This is a genomic window from Clostridium sp. CM027 (genome assembly GCF_024730565.1).
Lineage (GTDB): Bacteria > Bacillota > Clostridia > Clostridiales > Clostridiaceae > Clostridium_AD > Clostridium_AD estertheticum_B.
In genome coordinates this window covers 2,994,731-3,012,986 of record NZ_CP077725.1, presented here as the reverse complement: position 1 = coordinate 3,012,986, position 18,256 = coordinate 2,994,731, and the positions used below count along the sequence as shown (strand labels likewise).

Sequence of the window (18,256 nt, the reverse complement as noted above, 5' to 3'; positions counted from 1 at the left end):
CAAGTGTAATAAAATATATACTTTTTTTGCTCATAAAAATAAAGCATGAATAAAAATATATTTATCATATATTTTTTCATGCTTTATTTTTAAAAATTTATACGTTAAATCATCTCCTGCGGAGCTGCAATGTCGCTAAACAGCAATCAGTTTAAGACTTTCTTAAAACATACACATGTTTGTGTATCATCTATTTTTTCTTATTCCACCGTTACTGATTTTGCAAGATTTCTTGGCTTATCAACATCGCAACCCTTTTGAATTGCCATGTAGTAAGATAATAATTGTAGTGGAATTACTGAAATTACTGGTGCTAATATATCCATTACTTTTGGTATATAAGTTACGGAGTATACTGATTTTTCAATTTCAGTGTGTCCTTCTGGCGCAAAAGCAAATACTTTTGCTCCTCTAGTAGCTACTTCTTTTATATTACTTACCATCTTATCAAATAATTCTTCTTGAGTAGCTAGTGCTATAACTATAGTTCCTTCTTCCATAAGCGCTATAGGACCATGCTTTAACTCTCCTGCCGCATAGGCATCTGAATGGATATATGATATCTCTTTAAGCTTTAATGAACCTTCCATTGCAACTGCATAGTCAAGTCCACGGCCTATAAAGAACATATCTCTATGCATATAAGTTTTCGCTGTGAATTTTTGAACAGTTTCCTTATTTTTAAGCACCTGCTCTGCCTTTTCTGGAAGCTCTAGCATAGCTGCTTTAATTTCTTCTAATTCATCTACGCTTAATGTTTCGTTATTCTGAGCAAAGAATAATGCTATTATATACATCGCTATAAGCTGAGTTACATAAGCTTTAGTAGATGCAACTGCTATTTCTGGTCCAGCCCAAGTGTATAGTACGTCGTCTGCTTCTCTTGAAGCTGCGCTACCGACTACATTAGTTACTGCTATAACTCTAGCACCTTTTGACTTTGCAAGCCTTAAAGCGGACATAGTGTCTGCAGTTTCTCCTGATTGACTAATAACTATCATCAATGTATTTTCGTCCATTATTGGGTCTCTATATTTAAACTCAGAAGCTATATCTAATTCTACTGGTATTCTTGCAAGTTTTTCTATAACATATTTACCTACAACTCCTGCATGGTATGCAGTTCCACATGCTACTATATATATTTTATTTAAATTTTGAATTTGCTCTTTAGTTATAGTTATTTTATCTAGAGATATTGGCTCTCCTAGAACTACTCTTGAAGTCATTGTGTCTCTGATTGCCTTTGGTTGTTCATGGATTTCTTTTAGCATAAAGTGCTCATATCCACCTTTTTCAGCGGCTTCTGCATCCCAAGTTACATGGAATACTTCTTTCTCTATAACTTCGTTTTCAGCATTAATAAGCTTTATTCCATCACTTGAAATTACAACAAATTCGTTATCTTCCAATAAATATACTTCTCTTGTGTGGTTTAATACTGCTGGTATATCTGAAGCTACAAAAAATTCATCTTTGCCAATACCTACTATTAACGGACTATCTTTTCTTACTGCCACTAATTTATCTGGTTCATCACTTGATATTACTGCTATTGCATAGCTACCTTCCATTTTAGTAGTAGCCTTCATTACCGCTTCAACAATATTTCCATCAAAGTAGAAATCTATAAGATGTGGTATTACTTCTGTGTCAGTTTCAGATGTAAATTTATATCCTTTTGTCATTAACCATTCTCTTAAACGTATATAATTTTCTATGATCCCATTGTGAACTACACTAATAGTTCCTTTTTCATTAGTATGTGGGTGAGAATTTTCATCTGATGGTTTACCATGAGTGGCCCATCTAGTGTGTCCTATACCCACTTGTCCAATAAGCGGCTCTTCTAATAATTGAGCCTCTAAATTTGCAAGTCTTCCTTTGCACTTTGTAACGCTTAAAACTCCATCATTTATAATTGCGATTCCTGCTGAATCGTATCCTCTATATTCTAATTTACTAAGACCTTCTACCAAGATTGGTGAAGCCTGTTTTTTTCCAAAATATCCAACTATTCCGCACATATTCATCTTCCTCTCAAATTTAAAATTTTACACAAATCAACACTAAAGTGCTTTATTACCTTTAGTGCTATTCGTAATATTTATAAAGGTTTTAACACCAGATTGATCTTGTAACGAAAATCACTAATCGCTTTTATCAACCATTAACGGTAGTGCGCTACCGCGGGGCATCCGCCGAAGATTCGATACTCCCCATCCTCGTCAACTCATAATGCATAATAACTACTAATGCTCATTATGAGTCCTGGCGCTTTAAAATCATCTAATTCTCTCTATCCTCCTTTACCATAATATTTACATTCACAAATACGTAAACTGAAAGCTTATGAACCTTTCACATAAGCTTTCAGTCTATTATATTCATTTTATAGCCTAAACGTCAATGCTTTTAATGATAAGTTAACTTAATAGTTACTTTTTTCTACTATAATTCATGTTATTTTCCATATTATTTAGTAATCATGAAATTTTATACTATCTTACTTATTTGCTTTTTCCTGGATTAATTTCGCAAGAGCATGCGCCATTACATCTAATTCACTTTGTACTTTACCCTCGAGCATTACTCTCACTAAAGGCTCTGTACCTGAAGGCCTTATAAGCACTCTTCCACAACCATCTAATTTTTCTTCTATTTTTCTAATCTCTTCAACTATTTCACTATCAGTTTCATGTATGTCCTTTTTATCATTAGGTACTGTTGCGTTAACTAATACTTGCGGAAGTTCTGTCATCATTGCTGCAAGCTCCGATAATGGTTTTCCTGATTCTTTAATAACAGTGGCTAATTGAAGTCCTGATACAAGTCCATCCCCTGTAGTATTAAAATCCAGGAAAATTACATGTCCTGATTGCTCTCCACCTAGGCTATAACCCTCTTCTTGCATTTTCTCAAGTACGTACCTATCTCCTACTTTAGTTTTAACTGTAGTTATGTTTTCTTCCTTCATCGCAATATCAAGGCCCAAATTACTCATAACTGTTACTACTACTGTATTTTTAGTTAATTTACCAATATCCTTTAAGTGTTTAGCACAAATAGCAATTATAAAATCTCCATTTATGAGATTTCCTTTCTCGTCTACAGCTAAACATCTATCTGCATCACCATCAAACGCTAGTCCTAAATCGCAATTATTTTCTTTAACAAAAGCCATTAAATGCTCAGGATGAGTAGATCCACAGTCTCTATTTATATTTATGCCATCTGGATCATTGTTAATAACTAAAACCTCAGCTCCTAGATCTCTTGTAGCTTTTACTGAAGTAATATGCGAAGCCCCATTAGCACAATCTAATGCTATTTTAAGTCCTTTTAAGTCTCCTGAAATAGTAGATTTAGCAAATTCTATATAATCCTCTACAGCACTGTGATTAACTGTTTTCTTACCTAAATCACCTGCTATTGGTGATGGTACTCCTTTAAAATCACTTTCTATGACTGCTTGTATTGTATCCTCTAATTCATCAGACAGCTTGAACCCATTGTTGTTAAAAAATTTTATTCCATTATATTCTACCGGGTTGTGAGAAGCTGAAATAACAACCCCTGCATCTGCTCCATATTTTCTAGTTAAATATGCTATAGCGGGTGTAGGAACTACTCCAAGACATATTGCCTCTGCCCCTACCGATAAAATCCCTGCAACTAAGGCCGATTCTAACATATCTCCCGAAACTCTTGTATCCATTCCTACTAAAATTTTAGGTTTATGAGCTCCGCTTGTTAATACAAACGCTCCTGATCTTCCTAACTTATATGCAAGCTCCACTGTTAATTCTGTATTTGCTATACCACGTACTCCATCTGTCCCGAACATTCTACTCATATTTTTCTACCTCTTTCTCAATATTATATGGATTTATTACAGGTCATCCTAAACAAAACAACTAATCAATTTGCTAGTGTTTTATTTTTAAACCCTCATTGGCCTTTTTTTATTTATATTAATTCACTGAAAACTACTTTCTAACTTAAATTATATTTATGCGGAAAATTCATTGTTTTATTTTACTATTTATGTACATATATATCAAAGCTTTTTTTGCATAAATGAATAAAACTTAATCATATTATACTACAGGTATAAGTATTTGTAAAAAAAGTCTCAGTATTTTACAATATACTTATCAAAAAAATAGCCCAACTCACTTATTTGGGTTGGGCTAAATCATCTCCTGGGTAGCTTCACAGCTTCTAAGAAGCTGACTTATTCTATAACAATCTCAACTGCGTCTCCATCTCCACTTTTTATATCTACAATTTTCCCATCCATTCCATTATCTATGGCATCTAATATACTTTGAGTCATTGCATCCATATCTACATTTTCCATGCCATCTACATTTACGTTTGGAATTCTTCCAAATGTTTTTATCATACCGCTTACAAATTTCAGTGGAATGTTAATATTTGCATTGTCATTTCCCTTAGATTTTATCCTTATTTTAAGCATTTTAGCATGTGTTCTGCCTTTAGTGTGGCTATTATTTGCTGCTACTTTATCCAAAATAATAAATTCTTTACTTTCTCCATTTAAAGCGTCTATAAGCTGCATAGCTTCTTCTGAATTAATTTTACCTTCTTCAACCATTCTTAATATTCTTGAGATTTCTTCATTCATTATTTCCCCTCCTTTTTCTGAAATGTTGTTAGCATTATTAATGCTTCATCAGCAGTAATTTCACCTTTGTCTAACATATCTAATACATCCTTTTTATCAGTGGCTGGTTTTTGCTTTAAAAAAGTATACCCAAGTGCTTCAATAACCTCATCTAGCTTTGCTGTAACTGCCTGATATTCTATGCCAAGCTCTTTTTCCATATCCTTAATGTTTCCTCTAGCTTTTAAGAATACTTCAACAAAATTTAACTGTTCACTATTTAAATAATCAAATCTAGATAATTCAAATTGGTTTTCTACCACAGTATTACATCCATCACATTTCAATCTAGTTGCTTTTAATCTAGAGCTACAAACTGGACATTTACTTAATATTTTGCATGCCATGTTTTACCACCTTCTTCCATTGTATTCATTATATTATCATTAATTGAAATATTCAACATAGAAATTAATTATTCCAGTATTTTTAACGATATTTCAGAATGAAAGTCTCCTACTTCTATAAGTTGGAATTATATGCCCTAACAAATAGAAAACTTCAGTGGGAGTATAAATCTCCTTCTGAAGTCGTTAATTCATCTTCTTCATAGCTGTTCAGCGACCCAGGAGATGATTTAAGGCAGGTGTTACAAAAAAATAACTAGCTGGTATGCTAGTCAATTTTTTTGGAGCTGCCTATATAGATTATTTTATAAAGCTAGAAAACAAACCACGCTCTAAGCCACTTACTAAGGATGAGCTCTTATTCAGGTTTCCATTTCTTCATTATACTTTCCGCTGTTTTTAATCCATCAACTGCCGCAGAAATTATTCCACCCGCATATCCCGCTCCTTCTCCTGCTGGGTATAATCCTTCTAGAGATATACTTTGTAATTCCTCATTTCTATCAATTCTTACTGGCGCCGATGTTCTTGTTTCAATACCAGTCATAACTGCGTCTTCTCTTGCAAAACCCTTTATTTTATAATCAAATTTAGGTAAAGCCTCTTTTATAGCATCTGTTACATAACTAGGCAAACACCCAGTAAGATCAGCAAATTTATATCCCGGTGTATAGCTTGGTTTTATACTCCCTATTTTGTTACTGTCTATTCCTTTAAGGAAATCTCCAACTAATTGCACGGGTGCATTATAGTTTGATCCTCCAATTTTATAAGCTAGTGCTTCATAATGCCTCTGAAACTCAATACCAGCAAGTGGGTCGTCTGTTCCAAAGTCTTTAGGTCCTACAGATACCACTACAGCTGAGTTTGCATTAGCCTTATCTCTCTTATATTCACTCATACCATTTATTGCAAGGCATCCCTGCTCTGAAGCTGCCGAGACTACTTGTCCGCCTGGGCACATACAAAAACTATATACTGCTCTTCCAGATTTTCCACTTGTATAAGTAAGCTTGTAATCAGCACCTTTTAACCTTGGGTGGTTAGCATATTTTCCATATTGATTTTCATTGATCATATCCTGAGGATGCTCTATTCGAACCCCCATTGCAAATGGCTTACTAGACATAAATACGCCTTTTTTATATAACATTTCATATGTATCCCTGGAACTATGTCCTGGAGCTAAAATTAAGCTATCACAAGGCAACTCTTCCCCATTTACTATTATGCTTTTCACCTTTTTATCTTTAATTTTTATATCGGAAAGCTTACTATTAAATCTTACTTCTCCACCTAGTTTAATAATACTTTCTCTTATATTTTTCACAACTTCTTTTAACACATCTGTACCTATGTGAGGCTTGCCAATATACAATATTTCCTCAGGTGCACCAGCTTTCACAAATTCCTCTAATATGTAGTCACATCTAGTGTCCTTTATTCTTGTAGTTAGCTTTCCATCTGAAAAGGTTCCCGCTCCACCTTCACCAAATTGCACATTTGATTCTGTATTGAGCACCGCCCTAGTCCAAAATTTGTTTATGCTTTTTGTTCTAAGCTCTACCTGTTCTCCTCTTTCAATAATTAGAGGCTTGTATCCCTTTTGCGCCATAAGAAGCCCAGCAAACATACCTGCTGGACCCATTCCTACGATTATAGGTCTATGCTGCATCTCACTCGTTCCAAATTCAAACTCAGCATTATACTTAACTTCTTCAAGTTTAACATCTTTATGATTTGCCCTCTCTACAATTTTTAATTCATCATCCATTTTAATACAAGCAGCATAATTAAATTTAATGTTATTTTTTTTCCTAGCATCTATGGATTCTTTAGCTATTCTAAAATCTTTTATTTCGTTCTCATCAACTCTCATTATTTTTGCTGCCTTTGTTTTTATAGTATCTATAGTATCGTCTATATCTAGGACTATGTTATTCACTCTTATTGTCATTTCCTGTCATTACCTCCGTTTGTTTCTTCGTAATAGTTACTAATATTTTATCTTGGTCTTGTGATATTAAATTTACTCCTTCTGGCATACTTGCCACTACTTTCACAGAGTGTTCTCCTTCTACTAAATTAGCTAAATCTACTACGGCGCTAATTTTTGTCAAATCCAAAGAATCCATAACTGCCTGCGTACCTGAAACCAGTAGTGAGTCATTATTTTTTTCGAGTTTCACTTGATATTTTTCATCTAAATTAATATATTTGATGTCTTGACTTATTTTTTTTTGCACTACCTCATCTATATTCTTTTTCACTACCTCATCTAAATTAATCTCAGCCTTTACTAAAGCAGTACCACTAACTAAACTTAATCCACCTGGAATTAATACTTTAACATTCATCGTAGTACTTTTGTTTATTTTACTTAGGTCAATAGCTTCCGTGTTTAAATTTCCCACTTGTTTAAGTGCATCTACACTTCCTGTTACATCAAACCGTTCTGGTTGCACTTTTATGCTCTTTAGCGTAAAATTAGGATTCAAAACTCCTATGGTTTTCACCGTTACTCCTACAGACTTAGTCTTCCTTATAGGAATCTTAACATCTATCTGAACTGGGTTTACAACCACTCCTTTTACTTCCTTACCTTCTTCATCTACTGGTTTAAGCGTGTATGTTTTTGCAATATTTGATTCCACGTCTTGTATATTAACTTCTACTAATATTTTTTTCACTACATTTACAAACTTTGACCCACCTACTACTTTAGCATTACTTTGGGATATTTCTGGTTCAGATGCATAGAAGCCTTCTTTGGGTTTTCCACTTGTAATTACATTTATAGGTAGATTAGATTCAATCCGTTTATCTAAGTTTACCTTTATAAAAAGACCATTACTATTTACCACTGTTATATTATTAGGGCTTTTTCTTATTTCAATAGGAATCATTTGTTCTCCAGTTTTAAGAGCATATGCACTTAAATCTGCAACTAATGTGAAATCTTCTGCTTTCTTACCCAAAATTATACTAGTACTAGCCCCTTTGATATTTATGGATGTTGTTAAATCTTGCCCTGGTACTAAAACGAGATTTGACTGGGTTAATACATTTGTATTTAAAAGCTGTACAGGTATGTTTTGAAGCTTATAAGCAGTAAGTGGATTTTCTGTGCTTGATATAAAAAGCCATAAAGCAAAGGCAGCTATTACGCAGCAAATTTTAATTATAAATTCTTGTTTTCCGTTTTTATCCATGCCTTTACTCTCTCCTTTAAGGTTATTTTTTTAGTTTGTCTTCTTTTTATTATTTGAAGAAGTATTTTTTTAAGCTTATCCTTGTCATAGTTCCTTAGCAATCTTCCATTCATTGCTATAGATATAGTTCCTGTTTCTTCTGATACTATTATTGTTAGAGCATCTGAAGTTTCTGTTATTCCTATTGCCGCTCTATGCCGCGTCCCTAGTTTCTTACTTATTACATCATTATTTGTTAAAGGCAGAAAACATCCTGCCGCGATTATTCTATCATTTCTAATTATTGTAGCCCCATCATGAAGGGGGGTATTAACTACAAATATATTTTCTAGTAAAGCTGTAGATATTACAGCATCCAATGCGGTTCCTGTTTTAATAATTTCTGCAATACCTGTCCTTTGTTCTATTACTATTAGTGCCCCTGTTTTACTTTTTGATAAAATTTCAACGGCATTGACAATTTCAGTTATAACCTTCTCCATTATTTGTTCATCTTCAAATACGTGTTTATCAGCAAAAGCGGTCCTTCCGATGTGCTCTAACGCCCTTCTTATTTCTGGTTGAAAGATGATAACAATAGTCAAAACACCAATTGTTATTGTCTTATTTAAAACCCAATTTAATACTGTTAAATTAAGCAATTGGCTTATCGGAATAAGCACAAAAATAAAAATCATTCCTTTTAATAACTGTATAGCTCTTGTTTCTTTCATTAGCATGTAACTTTTATAGAATATAAACGCCACCACTAATATATCCAAAATTGAAAATATGCTTATATTTTTGATTGTGCTTATCATTAATTTAAATACTTCCATAAAGCCCACACCCCTCTACTAAAACTCCTATTTACAATTATACACCATGATTTGCTTTATTAGTATATATTATAATTTAATTTTATTATAACAATTAAGCACACATTTCAAAGTAATTTTATTCAACATATACCACTTTTACATTCTAAGAGTATAATTCTGTAACTAAACTAGAATAATATATGTATTAAATTAATATATGAATACAAGACAAATAATAAGGGAGTGAGTTTTTTTGAACGAGCAAAAAGAAAATGTAGATATTATAGATACTAATAACAAAAGAAAAACATTTAAAATCATACTTTTTCTATCTATTATCATGATCTCCATAGGTATTTCCTTAACTATCTATTACAAATCTATAAATAAGGTATATGATTCCTATAAAACTGCCTTAATAACTAATATTAATATTATTAATACGGTTAATAACAATACAGGACGGTTTAATAGTGGCCAAACAATAGATGTTGGTTATGCCAAAGAACAATTGCCTAGTATTATTAAAGATTTAGCTAAGCTCCGCGATAATTTATCAAATTCAGAACCTACCGCGAAATATAAAAAAGATCATGAAAATTTAAAATCAGGCTTAGACAAAAACCTATTAATATACAGACAAACACTAGCAATTTTAAATAATCCTTCTGGTCGAGATGTAGAAAAATCCGTGGAGGATCTTAAAACCTTTAGAAATGATTGCATGAATTTTTACTCCTTAGTAGATATTCGTAATATTGAAATAACACTGCCAAGAACATCTTTAGTCTTCATTGATAATGTACTTAATTACAGTTATAGCGCCGTAATGATAAGAAAAGAAACAGATATTAAATCGGAACAAACTCAGGAATTTATCAATAAAACTGATAGCTTATCCGTGGATTTTTTAGATGCTAAAACTGATTTTTACTCAAATGTAATAAAAGCGAGAAAAAAAGAGATATCCTATGATGACCTTTTGTCGCTAGTAGATAGTGATTTTACAAAATTAAGCGAAATGCAAACTACATTTAAAGGTTTATCTGTGCCTCCTGCGGCTATTACTACTTATGAATCCTTCAAACTTTTATTAGATAACCAGGAAAGCTATTTAAGGGATTTTAAACTTGCGCTAACAAGTGAGAAAGTTCAAACTTTAAGTACGGCTGTAGACACCGCCGCATTAGATGCTCTATACAATTCTTCTAATGTGCTATTTACACAAGTGGAACGTTCTTATAATGATTTTATTAAAGTCTATACTCAGCTAAAGAATAATAAATAAATACGCATATATTTTATAACTTCATTGTTTTTCGTTATAATATAAAAATTCAGCGTATTATTTTCGTACTCTTGGTCACACTATTATTAGCCGAAGTAAAAAATACGGAGGAACCAAGCATTTGGGGTGAATCACTTATTGTGTAGGTTAAACCTTTCCCGAACCCGTCAGCTAACTCCGTAGGCAAAAGGAGAGATACTATGAAAAAATTTGCTTTTTTATCTTGTATGCTAACATTATTATTAGTATTGCCTAGTTTAAGAGTAAATGGTAAAAATTTATACTCATTTGATTCAGAAATTAAAGATTTATATAACGATAAACTAGAAGCAGTAGCAGTATTTAAACAGTCAAATAGCTCAATTTACATTACTGATAACGACATTTATTTAATGTCGCAAGTTGTATACGCCGAGAGTTGTGGTGAACCTGATATCGGCAAACTCGCAGTAGCATCCGTTATACTAAATCGTGCTCGTGATGGTCATTTCCCAAAATCTATTTCTGGTGTTATAAATCAAAAAAACGCTTTTTCTTGTGTTAAAGATGGGAAAATAATTCACAATGGCAAAGCGAATGTTATTCCCGATTCTGCTTGTTACACTGCTGTATTAGATGCATTAAAAGGTAAAGATCCTACATATAATGCTGTTTTCTTTTATAACCCTGAAATATCTACTTCTCAGTGGATGATAGGTATAAAAAAAACAAATGTAAAAACTATAGGAAATCATGTTTTCTTTGTAGTTAAATAAAAAAAAACTGTAGTTATAAGCTACAGCCAGGTAGCTCACTTTAGTTAATTCTAGCTACAGCTAGTTCTAACTACAGTTAGCTACCTAATTTTATTGTTAATAACATAAAAATAAATAGTCAGCATCTATCTTATTTATTTTTATGTTCTTTATCTAAATAGGTAACTGCACTTAATGCTGCTACTAATCCTTCACCTGCAGCCTTAATATACTGATATGGCTTACCTATGCAGTCGCCTGCTGCAAAACATCCTTCTATATTGGTTTTCATACTTCTATCAACTTTTATATGTCCCTCTTCGATTTCAAGACCTGGCACCAATTGACTAGGAGACACACTATCTCTTAGCATGAAAATTCCATCTGTAGTTATCTCGCCCTTCTCTAAAATAACCTTAGTTACCACATCCTCACCAACTATTTCTAAAGGCTTATTTTTTATTATCTCCACGTTAGAATTTAAATCGTATTCCCCTTTGTACATAGGGATATAATATGTTTTTCCACTCAATTCACTTACATAATTAGTTTCTTCTTCACTTTCTTTATTATATCCGACTATAACAACTGTTTTTCCTTTATATAATGGAGCATCGCAAGTAGCACAGTACCCTACTCCTTTTCCTAAAAACTCTTCTTCTCCTTTTAATGCTTTCGTGTATTCTATCCCCGTAGCTAAAATTATTGCTTTAGCCTCATATATTTTTTCATTTACCATCAAAGCAAAATAATCCCCCATGGCATAAACATTATTTATTCTCTCATTTACAATACCTATCCCCATGGCAGCAACATGTGCTGCAAATTCATTCTTAAGGTCCTTTCCTGAAACGTTATAGAACCCTAAAAAATTGTTTACCTTTGCTGCTTTTACTAGCTTTGGACTTAATTCTTTGCTTCCAAAAATTATTATGTTTTTATTTCTAATTTTAGCACTAATAGCTGCTTCAAGGCCTGCTGGGCCTGTTCCAATTATAGCTATATCATATCTCTCACCCATAATTTCTCCTCCTTATGTTTTTATCCTAGTATCTGCCATTCTACTTATTTGTCCCTATGATAAATAAAAATTCTTCACTTAGAAAATGGAGATATTTATTTAAATTATAAAAATTTAAAATATCTATCTCCAAACATTTCTATTTAATACTTACATTACTTTATTTAACTTTATTACCATATCAATCATCATTTTTAGTGCTGTAATATTTTATATATGATTTTCTATTATTTTCTTTAAGTCTGCTTTAGGTCTGAATCCTACCATAGTTTCTTTAACTGCTTCTTTGCTAAATACCATAACTGTTGGAATACTTGAAATTTTATACTTTGATGATATCATAGGACTCTCATCTACATTTACTTTTGCAAATTTAACTTTTGTTCCCATTTCCTTTGCTAATTCTTCAATTACTGGAGTCAACATTTTACAAGGTCCACACCAAGGCGCCCAAAAATCAACTACAACTATATTATCTGAATTTCCAATTTCCTCATTAAAATTTTTATCATTAACTTCTTTAATCATATTATTACCTCCAATTATTATACCCCACCAGGGTATATTTATAGCTTAATTGTATACCTTATTATTTTACTAGTCAATAATATTTCAAACTTAAATCTGTTGGATTTAAATTTTTTTTGTATAACTGTCATTGTTGTAAAATTTCTAAATTTATATACACATTTCAGAATTAGTATACCCAAACCAAATCTTAAAAATGTCCGAAATACCTTTGTATCGTTATTTATTTTTATGTTCCTAACATCTTTTTCACTATAGCATTATTATATTGTGTTTTTTTATTCTTACTTATACTTTGATTGTACTTATGATTAATCTAATTATATCACAGGATTTATTTTTTTTAATATAATTAGATTAATAATAATACAAAATATATTATTATTTTGTATTAAAATTTTAATTATTTCATATTATGATATTAATGCCACTAATTATAAAGAGGTTCTCTGAATAAAGAAAATCTCGTTAATCTTCTAATAATTTTACTACTTACGACCTGTTCCTAGTTAAATAAGACTATTAAAATATTATATATAGACACTATGGGAGGACCTTATGGCAAAGAAAAATTTTACTTTTATCATATATTTTTTAAGTTCTATTTTAGTATTAGTTCTTTCACTATTTGTTTATAGGTTTACTATGCATATTTGTTACCTTAATTTACATGATCAAATAACTACACCAAAATATACAGGTGAAAGAGTTTCTAAAACTTATTCTGCCCAGCTCAAAAAAATTGCAACTTTTATTAATACTACTAATGAACCATCTATTAAGGGACTTAGTAATGCAGATTTGATCCTTGAGTTTTTAAGTAAGTCTAATGGCCTTACTTATAAAGCTATGTTTAGCCAAGAAAGTGCTAAAAATGTTAGTTCAACAATTAATTTAAAAGATTATTGTAATTCATATTTACCAATATTAAAATTTTCCAATAACGTTGAAACAAAAGCCCTTAAAGGTATCAATGCAACTTCCATTTTTATAAGTTTTAATGAAGATTCATCTTCAAATTTTTTATATCAAAATGGAGAGTATTATCATTATAGAGGCTTAAACATTGATAATGATAATAATACTCCTGTAAAGCTAACTAATGTTATTGTGCAATTTGTACACGGTAACATTGTAAATGATGAAACCTTAGCTTCATCTGAATCTTGTGGCACCGGATTATTGTTTTGTAGCGGAAAAGCTCAAGATATTAAATGGGATAGGAAGAATAATTCTAAAATAAATATTACAGACCGAAAAGGAGACCCTATTTCACTAATGCCAGGCCCTACATGGTGGACTTTTATTGATGAAACCTCTTCTATAGCCTACGATTAGCAATTAAATTATCCTTTTTAAATCTGTTCATCGTCATCTTCAAAGCTGTATTATTATGAAAATTTAATTTCAAACCAAAAAGCATATTTCTAAAATAATATGCCTTTTTAGGTTACCCACATTTAAATAAGTATTATATTATTATTCAAACTAGTCCAAACTTGCTCCATTATACTTATTTACTCTTTTGGATTACTTTTAAAAAACTCGTCTACAGATTTGCTTATGGAGTCTGCAATTTTTCTTTGATATTCATCTGACTTTAATTTTTGTTCTTCTTCATTGTTTGATAAAAATCCACATTCCACTATAACGCTTGGCATATTGTCATTCACCCTTAATAACTTGTAAGCATTTTTAGCAGGCTTCTGTATTCTCTTATTATTGGGATCCAAATCTACCCTAAGGTTTTTTTGAATTGTACTAGCTAATGTAACGCTATCTTTATAATCTGAGTACCATACTTGTGCTCCATAATATTTACTCTGTGAAAAATAATTTAAATGAACGCTAATTAACATATCACAATTACTTGATTTCTTTAAATCACATCTATTTTTTAAATCTTCATTGTAATTTGACCTTATAGTTCCACTTTTTGAATAAGATCCTGTATCTTCTTCTCTTGTCATAACTACCTCATATCCTGCTTTTTTTAAGCTCTCTTTAAGCTTTTTTGCTATACTTAAATTTATATCTTTTTCTACAGTACCATTTTGAGAGCTTGTGCCACCATCCATCCCTCCATGTCCGGCATCGATGAGTATTTTTTTATTCCCTTTACTAGCATTCATAGTTTCTTTTGAAAAGCTTAGATTTACGCCTATAAAGCCTACCATCCCTACAATGATTACTATGATAATAGCTACTAATTTGTTATTTTTATACCTCAATTCATCCACCCTTTTATTTATTAATATATGTTAACTTTATTCAACTTGCAGATGATTTATTAGTATTTTCATATTTGCTTTAGATCCTTTTTTATAAAAATCTATATACAGTATTTATATTTACAATTTAACGGAAAACAAAAAGCACCCGCTAAAAATTATAGCGACTGCTTTCTGCTTTCCTCAAGTTCTATGTAAATATATTTCACTTATATAAATTATGATTATTTGTTTATTACCACTTCTGCGATATTGGTTGCATGATCTCCTATTCTTTCAAAATTGCTAATAATATCTAGGTACATTGTCCCAACTGTAGCCCCGCATCCGCTACTATTTAATCTTCTTATATGTGATGATCTTAATTCGTTTTCTAAACTGTCAATTCTACTTTCTATTGCCATAACGGATTCTGCTTTCATAATATCATTGTTTTCAAAACTCTCAATACTAATTTCTAGGGCATTTACTATGTATTTATACATTCCATCTAACTCTTCTATAGCTTCTTTTGAGAATTTCAAATTCTTTTGAATCTTTTCACTAGTTAAATCCACTAAATTTTCAGCATGATCTCCTATACGCTCTATATCATTTACTACATTGAACATAGAAGTTACTATTTTAGTTTGTTCCTCCGATAATTGTGTTGATGAAAGCTTTACTAAATATGATGTAATTTCATCTTCAAGTAAGTTTATTAATTTTTCATTTTCATAAACAGCTCTTATATTACTTTCGTTATTGTTAGTAAAACACTCCATAGCAAGCTGTACATTTTCTTTTGCTAAGTTAGCCATTCTAACTACCTCTTGCGATGTTTGCCCAACCGCAATAACTGGTGTCTCTAGTAATCTATCATCTATATACTTAACCCCCATTATTACAACTTCATCTTCTCCAGGTATAATCTTGTTAACAAGTAAAACGAGATATCTAATAAATGGCACCATAATTATGGTATTTGTTATATTAAATATTGTATGGGCATTCGCAATTTGTCTTTTTATACCTATACTCCCACCCGGTGTTATAACTTGTACAAGTTGTATTACTGGGTTTATTAGTGGAATAAAAATTAATGTACCAAATATATTAAAAAACAGATGTATTAGAGCTGCTTTCTTTGCTGTTTTAGACGTTCCTATACTCGATAATAAAGCCGTTATACATGTGCCTATATTATTACCAAATAAAATTGGTACCGCCACTCCGAGTGGCAGTGCTGATGTAGAAGCTAATGCTACTAAAATACCCGTGGACGCAGAAGAACTTTGGAGTACTGAAGTCATAAGTACTCCTGTTAAAATTGCTAAGATAGTATTTCCTTCCAATTTCATTATTAAAGTTGCAAAAGCTGGCGAATTGGCTAGTGGAGACATAGCATTCTTCATTAATTCCATTCCTAAGAAAAGAATACCAAAGCCTAATATAATATTGCCTGTTTCCCTACCCTTTTTATCTTTTGAAAATAATATTGTTAAAGAACCTATTCCTAAAAATACTGGCATTATATTATCAAGTTTAAATGCAATTAGCTGCGCTGTTATAGTGGTTCCAACATTCGCTCCCATAATTACCGCCGCTGCCTGATATAGGTCCATAAGTCCTGCATTAACAAAACCAACTACCATTACTGTAGTTGCACTACTGCTTTGAATAACTGCTGTTATTGCAGCTCCTGTAGCTACACCTTTAATAGGATTAGATGTTATTTTATCAAATATCTTTTTGAGTTTTTCACCTGATGCATTTATTAACCCATCACCCATCATTTTCATTCCATATAAGAATAACCCGACGCCTCCAAAAAGGCCTATAACCATATTTATAGCCTGCATAAAATTCCTCCATGTCTAATGTATTATAAGTATTTTAATCATTCACACAAATAATACTATAGGTTTATACTTTATGTTAAGTAATTTACGACATATTTAACATAGACTTTAAAAAACTTAACACAAACATAACATATGAGGTATTTACTTTTAACGACATTCCAGAGGGGAAGTCTCCCACCTCTATAAGTGGTAGTTATATACCCTAACAAATAAAAACTTCAGTGGGAGTATAAAGCTCCTTCTAAAGTCGTCAATGCAGCTTCTTCAAAGCTGTTGAAGCTCCACAGGAGATGATTTAACTATCCATATAAAATAATATTATAATAAATTTCCATTACATATCATATAATTAAAATATAATGGAATAAAATATTTTATAGAGGTGATCTAATGTACAATTTAAAGCCTTACATTTTTGATTTTAAATCGGTGAATGGCTTTTCCAAGAAGCAGCTAGATGAGCATTACAAACTATATTCGGGTTACGTAAGCAAATTAAATGAAATTTGGAACATTCCCTATATACCCGGTAATTATACTGATAGCAATGCTACTTATTCCAAAATGCGCAGTTTAAAACTGGGCGAAACATATGCACTGAATGGGGTAAAGCTTCACAACCTTTATTTTGAAAACATGACTGGGGGAAGTAACACCCCTTATGGTCCCATATTTAATGCTATAATAAATCAGTTTGCGACCTATGATGATTTTATCTCCTATCTTACAAATGTAGGATTATCCATGAGAGGTTGGGTAGTTCTCTCTATTGATTCGCTTGATAGCAAATTACACATAATAGGAAGCGATTCACACGATACTGGAGCAGTATGGCAATCTTTCCCCATATTAGTAATGGATGTTTATGAGCATGCATATTTCATGGATTTTGGAACAGATAAGAAAAAATATATTTCTACGTTTATTGAAAATATAAATTGGAGTATTTTAAATGACAGATTCGAAAAATACGTTTTTTCAATGAGATCGGCGAATATGAACCAACATAGATATTATCCATATAGTCTTTTTTAATAGATAACTTTCTAAACATTTGTAAGTTATAGGTGATTTTAAATCATTTTATAAGTTTAAAAGAAATAAAATCCCCCAAACATGATTGTTTGAGGGATTTTTGACTTTATAAAGACTATCTCTTTGAGAACTGAGATGCTTTTCTTGCTTTTTTAAGGCCGTATTTCTTTCTTTCTTTCATTCTTGGATCTCTTGTTAAAAATCCTGCTTTTTTAAGCTCTGGTCTTAAAGTTTCGTCAGCTTTTAATAAAGATCTAGAAATACCGTGTCTTATTGCTCCAGCTTGACCTGTATATCCACCACCATTTACATTAACTAGAATATCAAATTTATCTTTAGTTCCAGTTAATACTAAAGGTTGGTTAACTATAAGAATTAAAGTTTCTAATCCAAAATAATTTTCTATGTTTCTTTTGTTTATAACAATTTTACCTTCGCCAGGTACAAGTCTTACTCTAGCAACTGATTTTTTTCTTCTTCCTGTTCCTATATATTGAACCTTTGCCATTATGTATCCTCCCTCCGA

General features: G+C 31.6%; 16 protein-coding genes and 1 riboswitch. Of the genes, 4 read left to right on the top strand and 12 right to left on the bottom strand.

Features of this window, described 5'->3' with window-relative positions:
• Window positions 1-200 precede the first annotated feature (200 nt).
• The 7 genes from glmS to cdaA form a co-directional block, all read right to left on the bottom strand.
• Window positions 201-2,027, bottom strand: coding sequence for a glutamine--fructose-6-phosphate transaminase (isomerizing) (glmS, locus tag KTC92_RS14385; protein ID WP_220286301.1), 1,827 nt, complete (start codon window positions 2,025-2,027; stop codon window positions 201-203).
• A gap of 479 nt (window positions 2,028-2,506) precedes the next feature.
• Entirely contained in the window at window positions 2,507-3,856 is a 1,350-nt protein-coding gene (glmM, locus tag KTC92_RS14380; RefSeq protein WP_220286300.1) for a phosphoglucosamine mutase, read from the bottom strand.
• 381 nt (window positions 3,857-4,237) lie between these two features.
• Window positions 4,238-4,651, bottom strand: a complete 414-nt coding sequence (locus KTC92_RS14375; RefSeq protein WP_165414278.1) for a hypothetical protein — start codon at window positions 4,649-4,651, stop codon at window positions 4,238-4,240.
• On the bottom strand, window positions 4,651-5,037 hold the full coding sequence (locus tag KTC92_RS14370) for a DUF2089 domain-containing protein (RefSeq protein WP_220286299.1): 387 nt from the start codon (window positions 5,035-5,037) through the stop codon (window positions 4,651-4,653). Before KTC92_RS14370 ends, KTC92_RS14375 begins: the two co-directional genes overlap by 1 nt.
• Window positions 5,038-5,395: 358 nt before the next feature.
• On the bottom strand, window positions 5,396-6,994 hold the full coding sequence (locus tag KTC92_RS14365) for an NAD(P)/FAD-dependent oxidoreductase (RefSeq protein WP_216302386.1): 1,599 nt from the start codon (window positions 6,992-6,994) through the stop codon (window positions 5,396-5,398).
• On the bottom strand, window positions 6,975-8,249 hold the full coding sequence (locus KTC92_RS14360; protein ID WP_216302385.1) for a YbbR-like domain-containing protein: 1,275 nt from the start codon (window positions 8,247-8,249) through the stop codon (window positions 6,975-6,977). Before KTC92_RS14360 ends, KTC92_RS14365 begins: the two co-directional genes overlap by 20 nt.
• A complete protein-coding gene (gene cdaA, locus KTC92_RS14355; protein WP_165414282.1) occupies window positions 8,219-9,067 on the bottom strand; it encodes a diadenylate cyclase CdaA in 849 nt (282 codons plus the stop codon). The genes KTC92_RS14360 and cdaA overlap by 31 nt, the downstream gene beginning before the upstream one ends.
• A gap of 235 nt (window positions 9,068-9,302) precedes the next feature.
• Between cdaA and KTC92_RS14350 the strand changes: the two genes are divergently transcribed.
• Both KTC92_RS14350 and KTC92_RS14345 read left to right on the top strand, forming a co-directional pair.
• On the top strand, window positions 9,303-10,337 hold the full coding sequence (locus KTC92_RS14350; protein WP_216302384.1) for a hypothetical protein: 1,035 nt from the start codon (window positions 9,303-9,305) through the stop codon (window positions 10,335-10,337).
• 78 nt (window positions 10,338-10,415) lie between these two features.
• Window positions 10,416-10,537: riboswitch (cyclic di-AMP (ydaO/yuaA leader) on the top strand.
• Window positions 10,538-11,092 carry a cell wall hydrolase gene (locus KTC92_RS14345; protein WP_216302383.1) on the top strand — a complete coding sequence of 185 codons (555 nt, stop codon included), beginning with the start codon at window positions 10,538-10,540 and terminating at the stop codon, window positions 11,090-11,092. It abuts the riboswitch before it with no gap.
• A 130-nt stretch (window positions 11,093-11,222) separates the two neighbouring features.
• Here KTC92_RS14345 and KTC92_RS14340 read toward each other — a convergent pair whose 3' ends face one another.
• Both KTC92_RS14340 and trxA read right to left on the bottom strand, forming a co-directional pair.
• Window positions 11,223-12,092 (bottom strand): NAD(P)/FAD-dependent oxidoreductase, encoded by an 870-nt coding sequence (locus KTC92_RS14340; RefSeq protein WP_216302382.1) that lies wholly within the window; start codon window positions 12,090-12,092, stop codon window positions 11,223-11,225.
• 210 nt (window positions 12,093-12,302) lie between these two features.
• Window positions 12,303-12,620 (bottom strand): thioredoxin, encoded by a 318-nt coding sequence (trxA, locus tag KTC92_RS14335; RefSeq protein WP_216302381.1) that lies wholly within the window; start codon window positions 12,618-12,620, stop codon window positions 12,303-12,305.
• A gap of 558 nt (window positions 12,621-13,178) precedes the next feature.
• Here trxA and KTC92_RS14330 point away from each other — a divergent pair.
• The gene (locus KTC92_RS14330; RefSeq protein WP_216302380.1) at window positions 13,179-13,958 is read left to right on the top strand and encodes a DUF3048 C-terminal domain-containing protein; all 780 of its coding nucleotides are present in this window, start codon (window positions 13,179-13,181) and stop codon (window positions 13,956-13,958) included.
• Between the two features lie 179 nt (window positions 13,959-14,137).
• Here the strand turns inward: KTC92_RS14330 and cwlD are convergent, their stop codons facing one another.
• Complete coding sequence (gene cwlD / locus KTC92_RS14325; protein ID WP_220286298.1) at window positions 14,138-14,851, bottom strand: N-acetylmuramoyl-L-alanine amidase CwlD; 714 nt, start codon at window positions 14,849-14,851, stop codon at window positions 14,138-14,140.
• A 224-nt stretch (window positions 14,852-15,075) separates the two neighbouring features.
• The gene (locus KTC92_RS14320; RefSeq protein ID WP_220286297.1) at window positions 15,076-16,692 is read right to left on the bottom strand and encodes a Na/Pi cotransporter family protein; all 1,617 of its coding nucleotides are present in this window, start codon (window positions 16,690-16,692) and stop codon (window positions 15,076-15,078) included.
• Window positions 16,693-17,085: 393 nt separating this feature from the next.
• On the opposite strand from KTC92_RS14320, the gene KTC92_RS14315 reads away from it, so the two are divergent.
• Complete coding sequence (locus KTC92_RS14315; RefSeq protein WP_220286296.1) at window positions 17,086-17,730, top strand: superoxide dismutase; 645 nt, start codon at window positions 17,086-17,088, stop codon at window positions 17,728-17,730.
• Between the two features lie 115 nt (window positions 17,731-17,845).
• Here KTC92_RS14315 and rpsI read toward each other — a convergent pair whose 3' ends face one another.
• Entirely contained in the window at window positions 17,846-18,238 is a 393-nt protein-coding gene (rpsI, locus tag KTC92_RS14310) for a 30S ribosomal protein S9 (RefSeq protein ID WP_165414269.1), read from the bottom strand.
• Window positions 18,239-18,256 lie beyond the last annotated feature (18 nt).

What these genes read in the sequence shown, in the direction of transcription:
- KTC92_RS14320 (WP_220286297.1), bottom strand. Translation starts at nt 16,692, where the DNA reads ATGCAGGCTATAAATATGGTTATAGGCCTTTTTGGAGGCGTCGGGTTA.
- rpsI (WP_165414269.1), bottom strand. Translation starts at nt 18,238, where the DNA reads ATGGCAAAGGTTCAATATATAGGAACAGGAAGAAGAAAAAAATCAGTT.
- KTC92_RS14315 (WP_220286296.1), top strand. Translation starts at nt 17,086, where the DNA reads ATGTACAATTTAAAGCCTTACATTTTTGATTTTAAATCGGTGAATGGC.
- glmS (WP_220286301.1), bottom strand. Translation starts at nt 2,027, where the DNA reads ATGTGCGGAATAGTTGGATATTTTGGAAAAAAACAGGCTTCACCAATC.
- trxA (WP_216302381.1), bottom strand. Translation starts at nt 12,620, where the DNA reads ATGATTAAAGAAGTTAATGATAAAAATTTTAATGAGGAAATTGGAAAT.
- glmM (WP_220286300.1), bottom strand. Translation starts at nt 3,856, where the DNA reads ATGAGTAGAATGTTCGGGACAGATGGAGTACGTGGTATAGCAAATACA.
- KTC92_RS14365 (WP_216302386.1), bottom strand. Translation starts at nt 6,994, where the DNA reads ATGACAATAAGAGTGAATAACATAGTCCTAGATATAGACGATACTATA.
- KTC92_RS14370 (WP_220286299.1), bottom strand. Translation starts at nt 5,037, where the DNA reads ATGGCATGCAAAATATTAAGTAAATGTCCAGTTTGTAGCTCTAGATTA.
- cdaA (WP_165414282.1), bottom strand. Translation starts at nt 9,067, where the DNA reads ATGGAAGTATTTAAATTAATGATAAGCACAATCAAAAATATAAGCATA.
- KTC92_RS14330 (WP_216302380.1), top strand. Translation starts at nt 13,179, where the DNA reads ATGGCAAAGAAAAATTTTACTTTTATCATATATTTTTTAAGTTCTATT.
- KTC92_RS14345 (WP_216302383.1), top strand. Translation starts at nt 10,538, where the DNA reads ATGAAAAAATTTGCTTTTTTATCTTGTATGCTAACATTATTATTAGTA.
- KTC92_RS14360 (WP_216302385.1), bottom strand. Translation starts at nt 8,249, where the DNA reads ATGGATAAAAACGGAAAACAAGAATTTATAATTAAAATTTGCTGCGTA.
- KTC92_RS14375 (WP_165414278.1), bottom strand. Translation starts at nt 4,651, where the DNA reads ATGAATGAAGAAATCTCAAGAATATTAAGAATGGTTGAAGAAGGTAAA.
- KTC92_RS14340 (WP_216302382.1), bottom strand. Translation starts at nt 12,092, where the DNA reads ATGGGTGAGAGATATGATATAGCTATAATTGGAACAGGCCCAGCAGGC.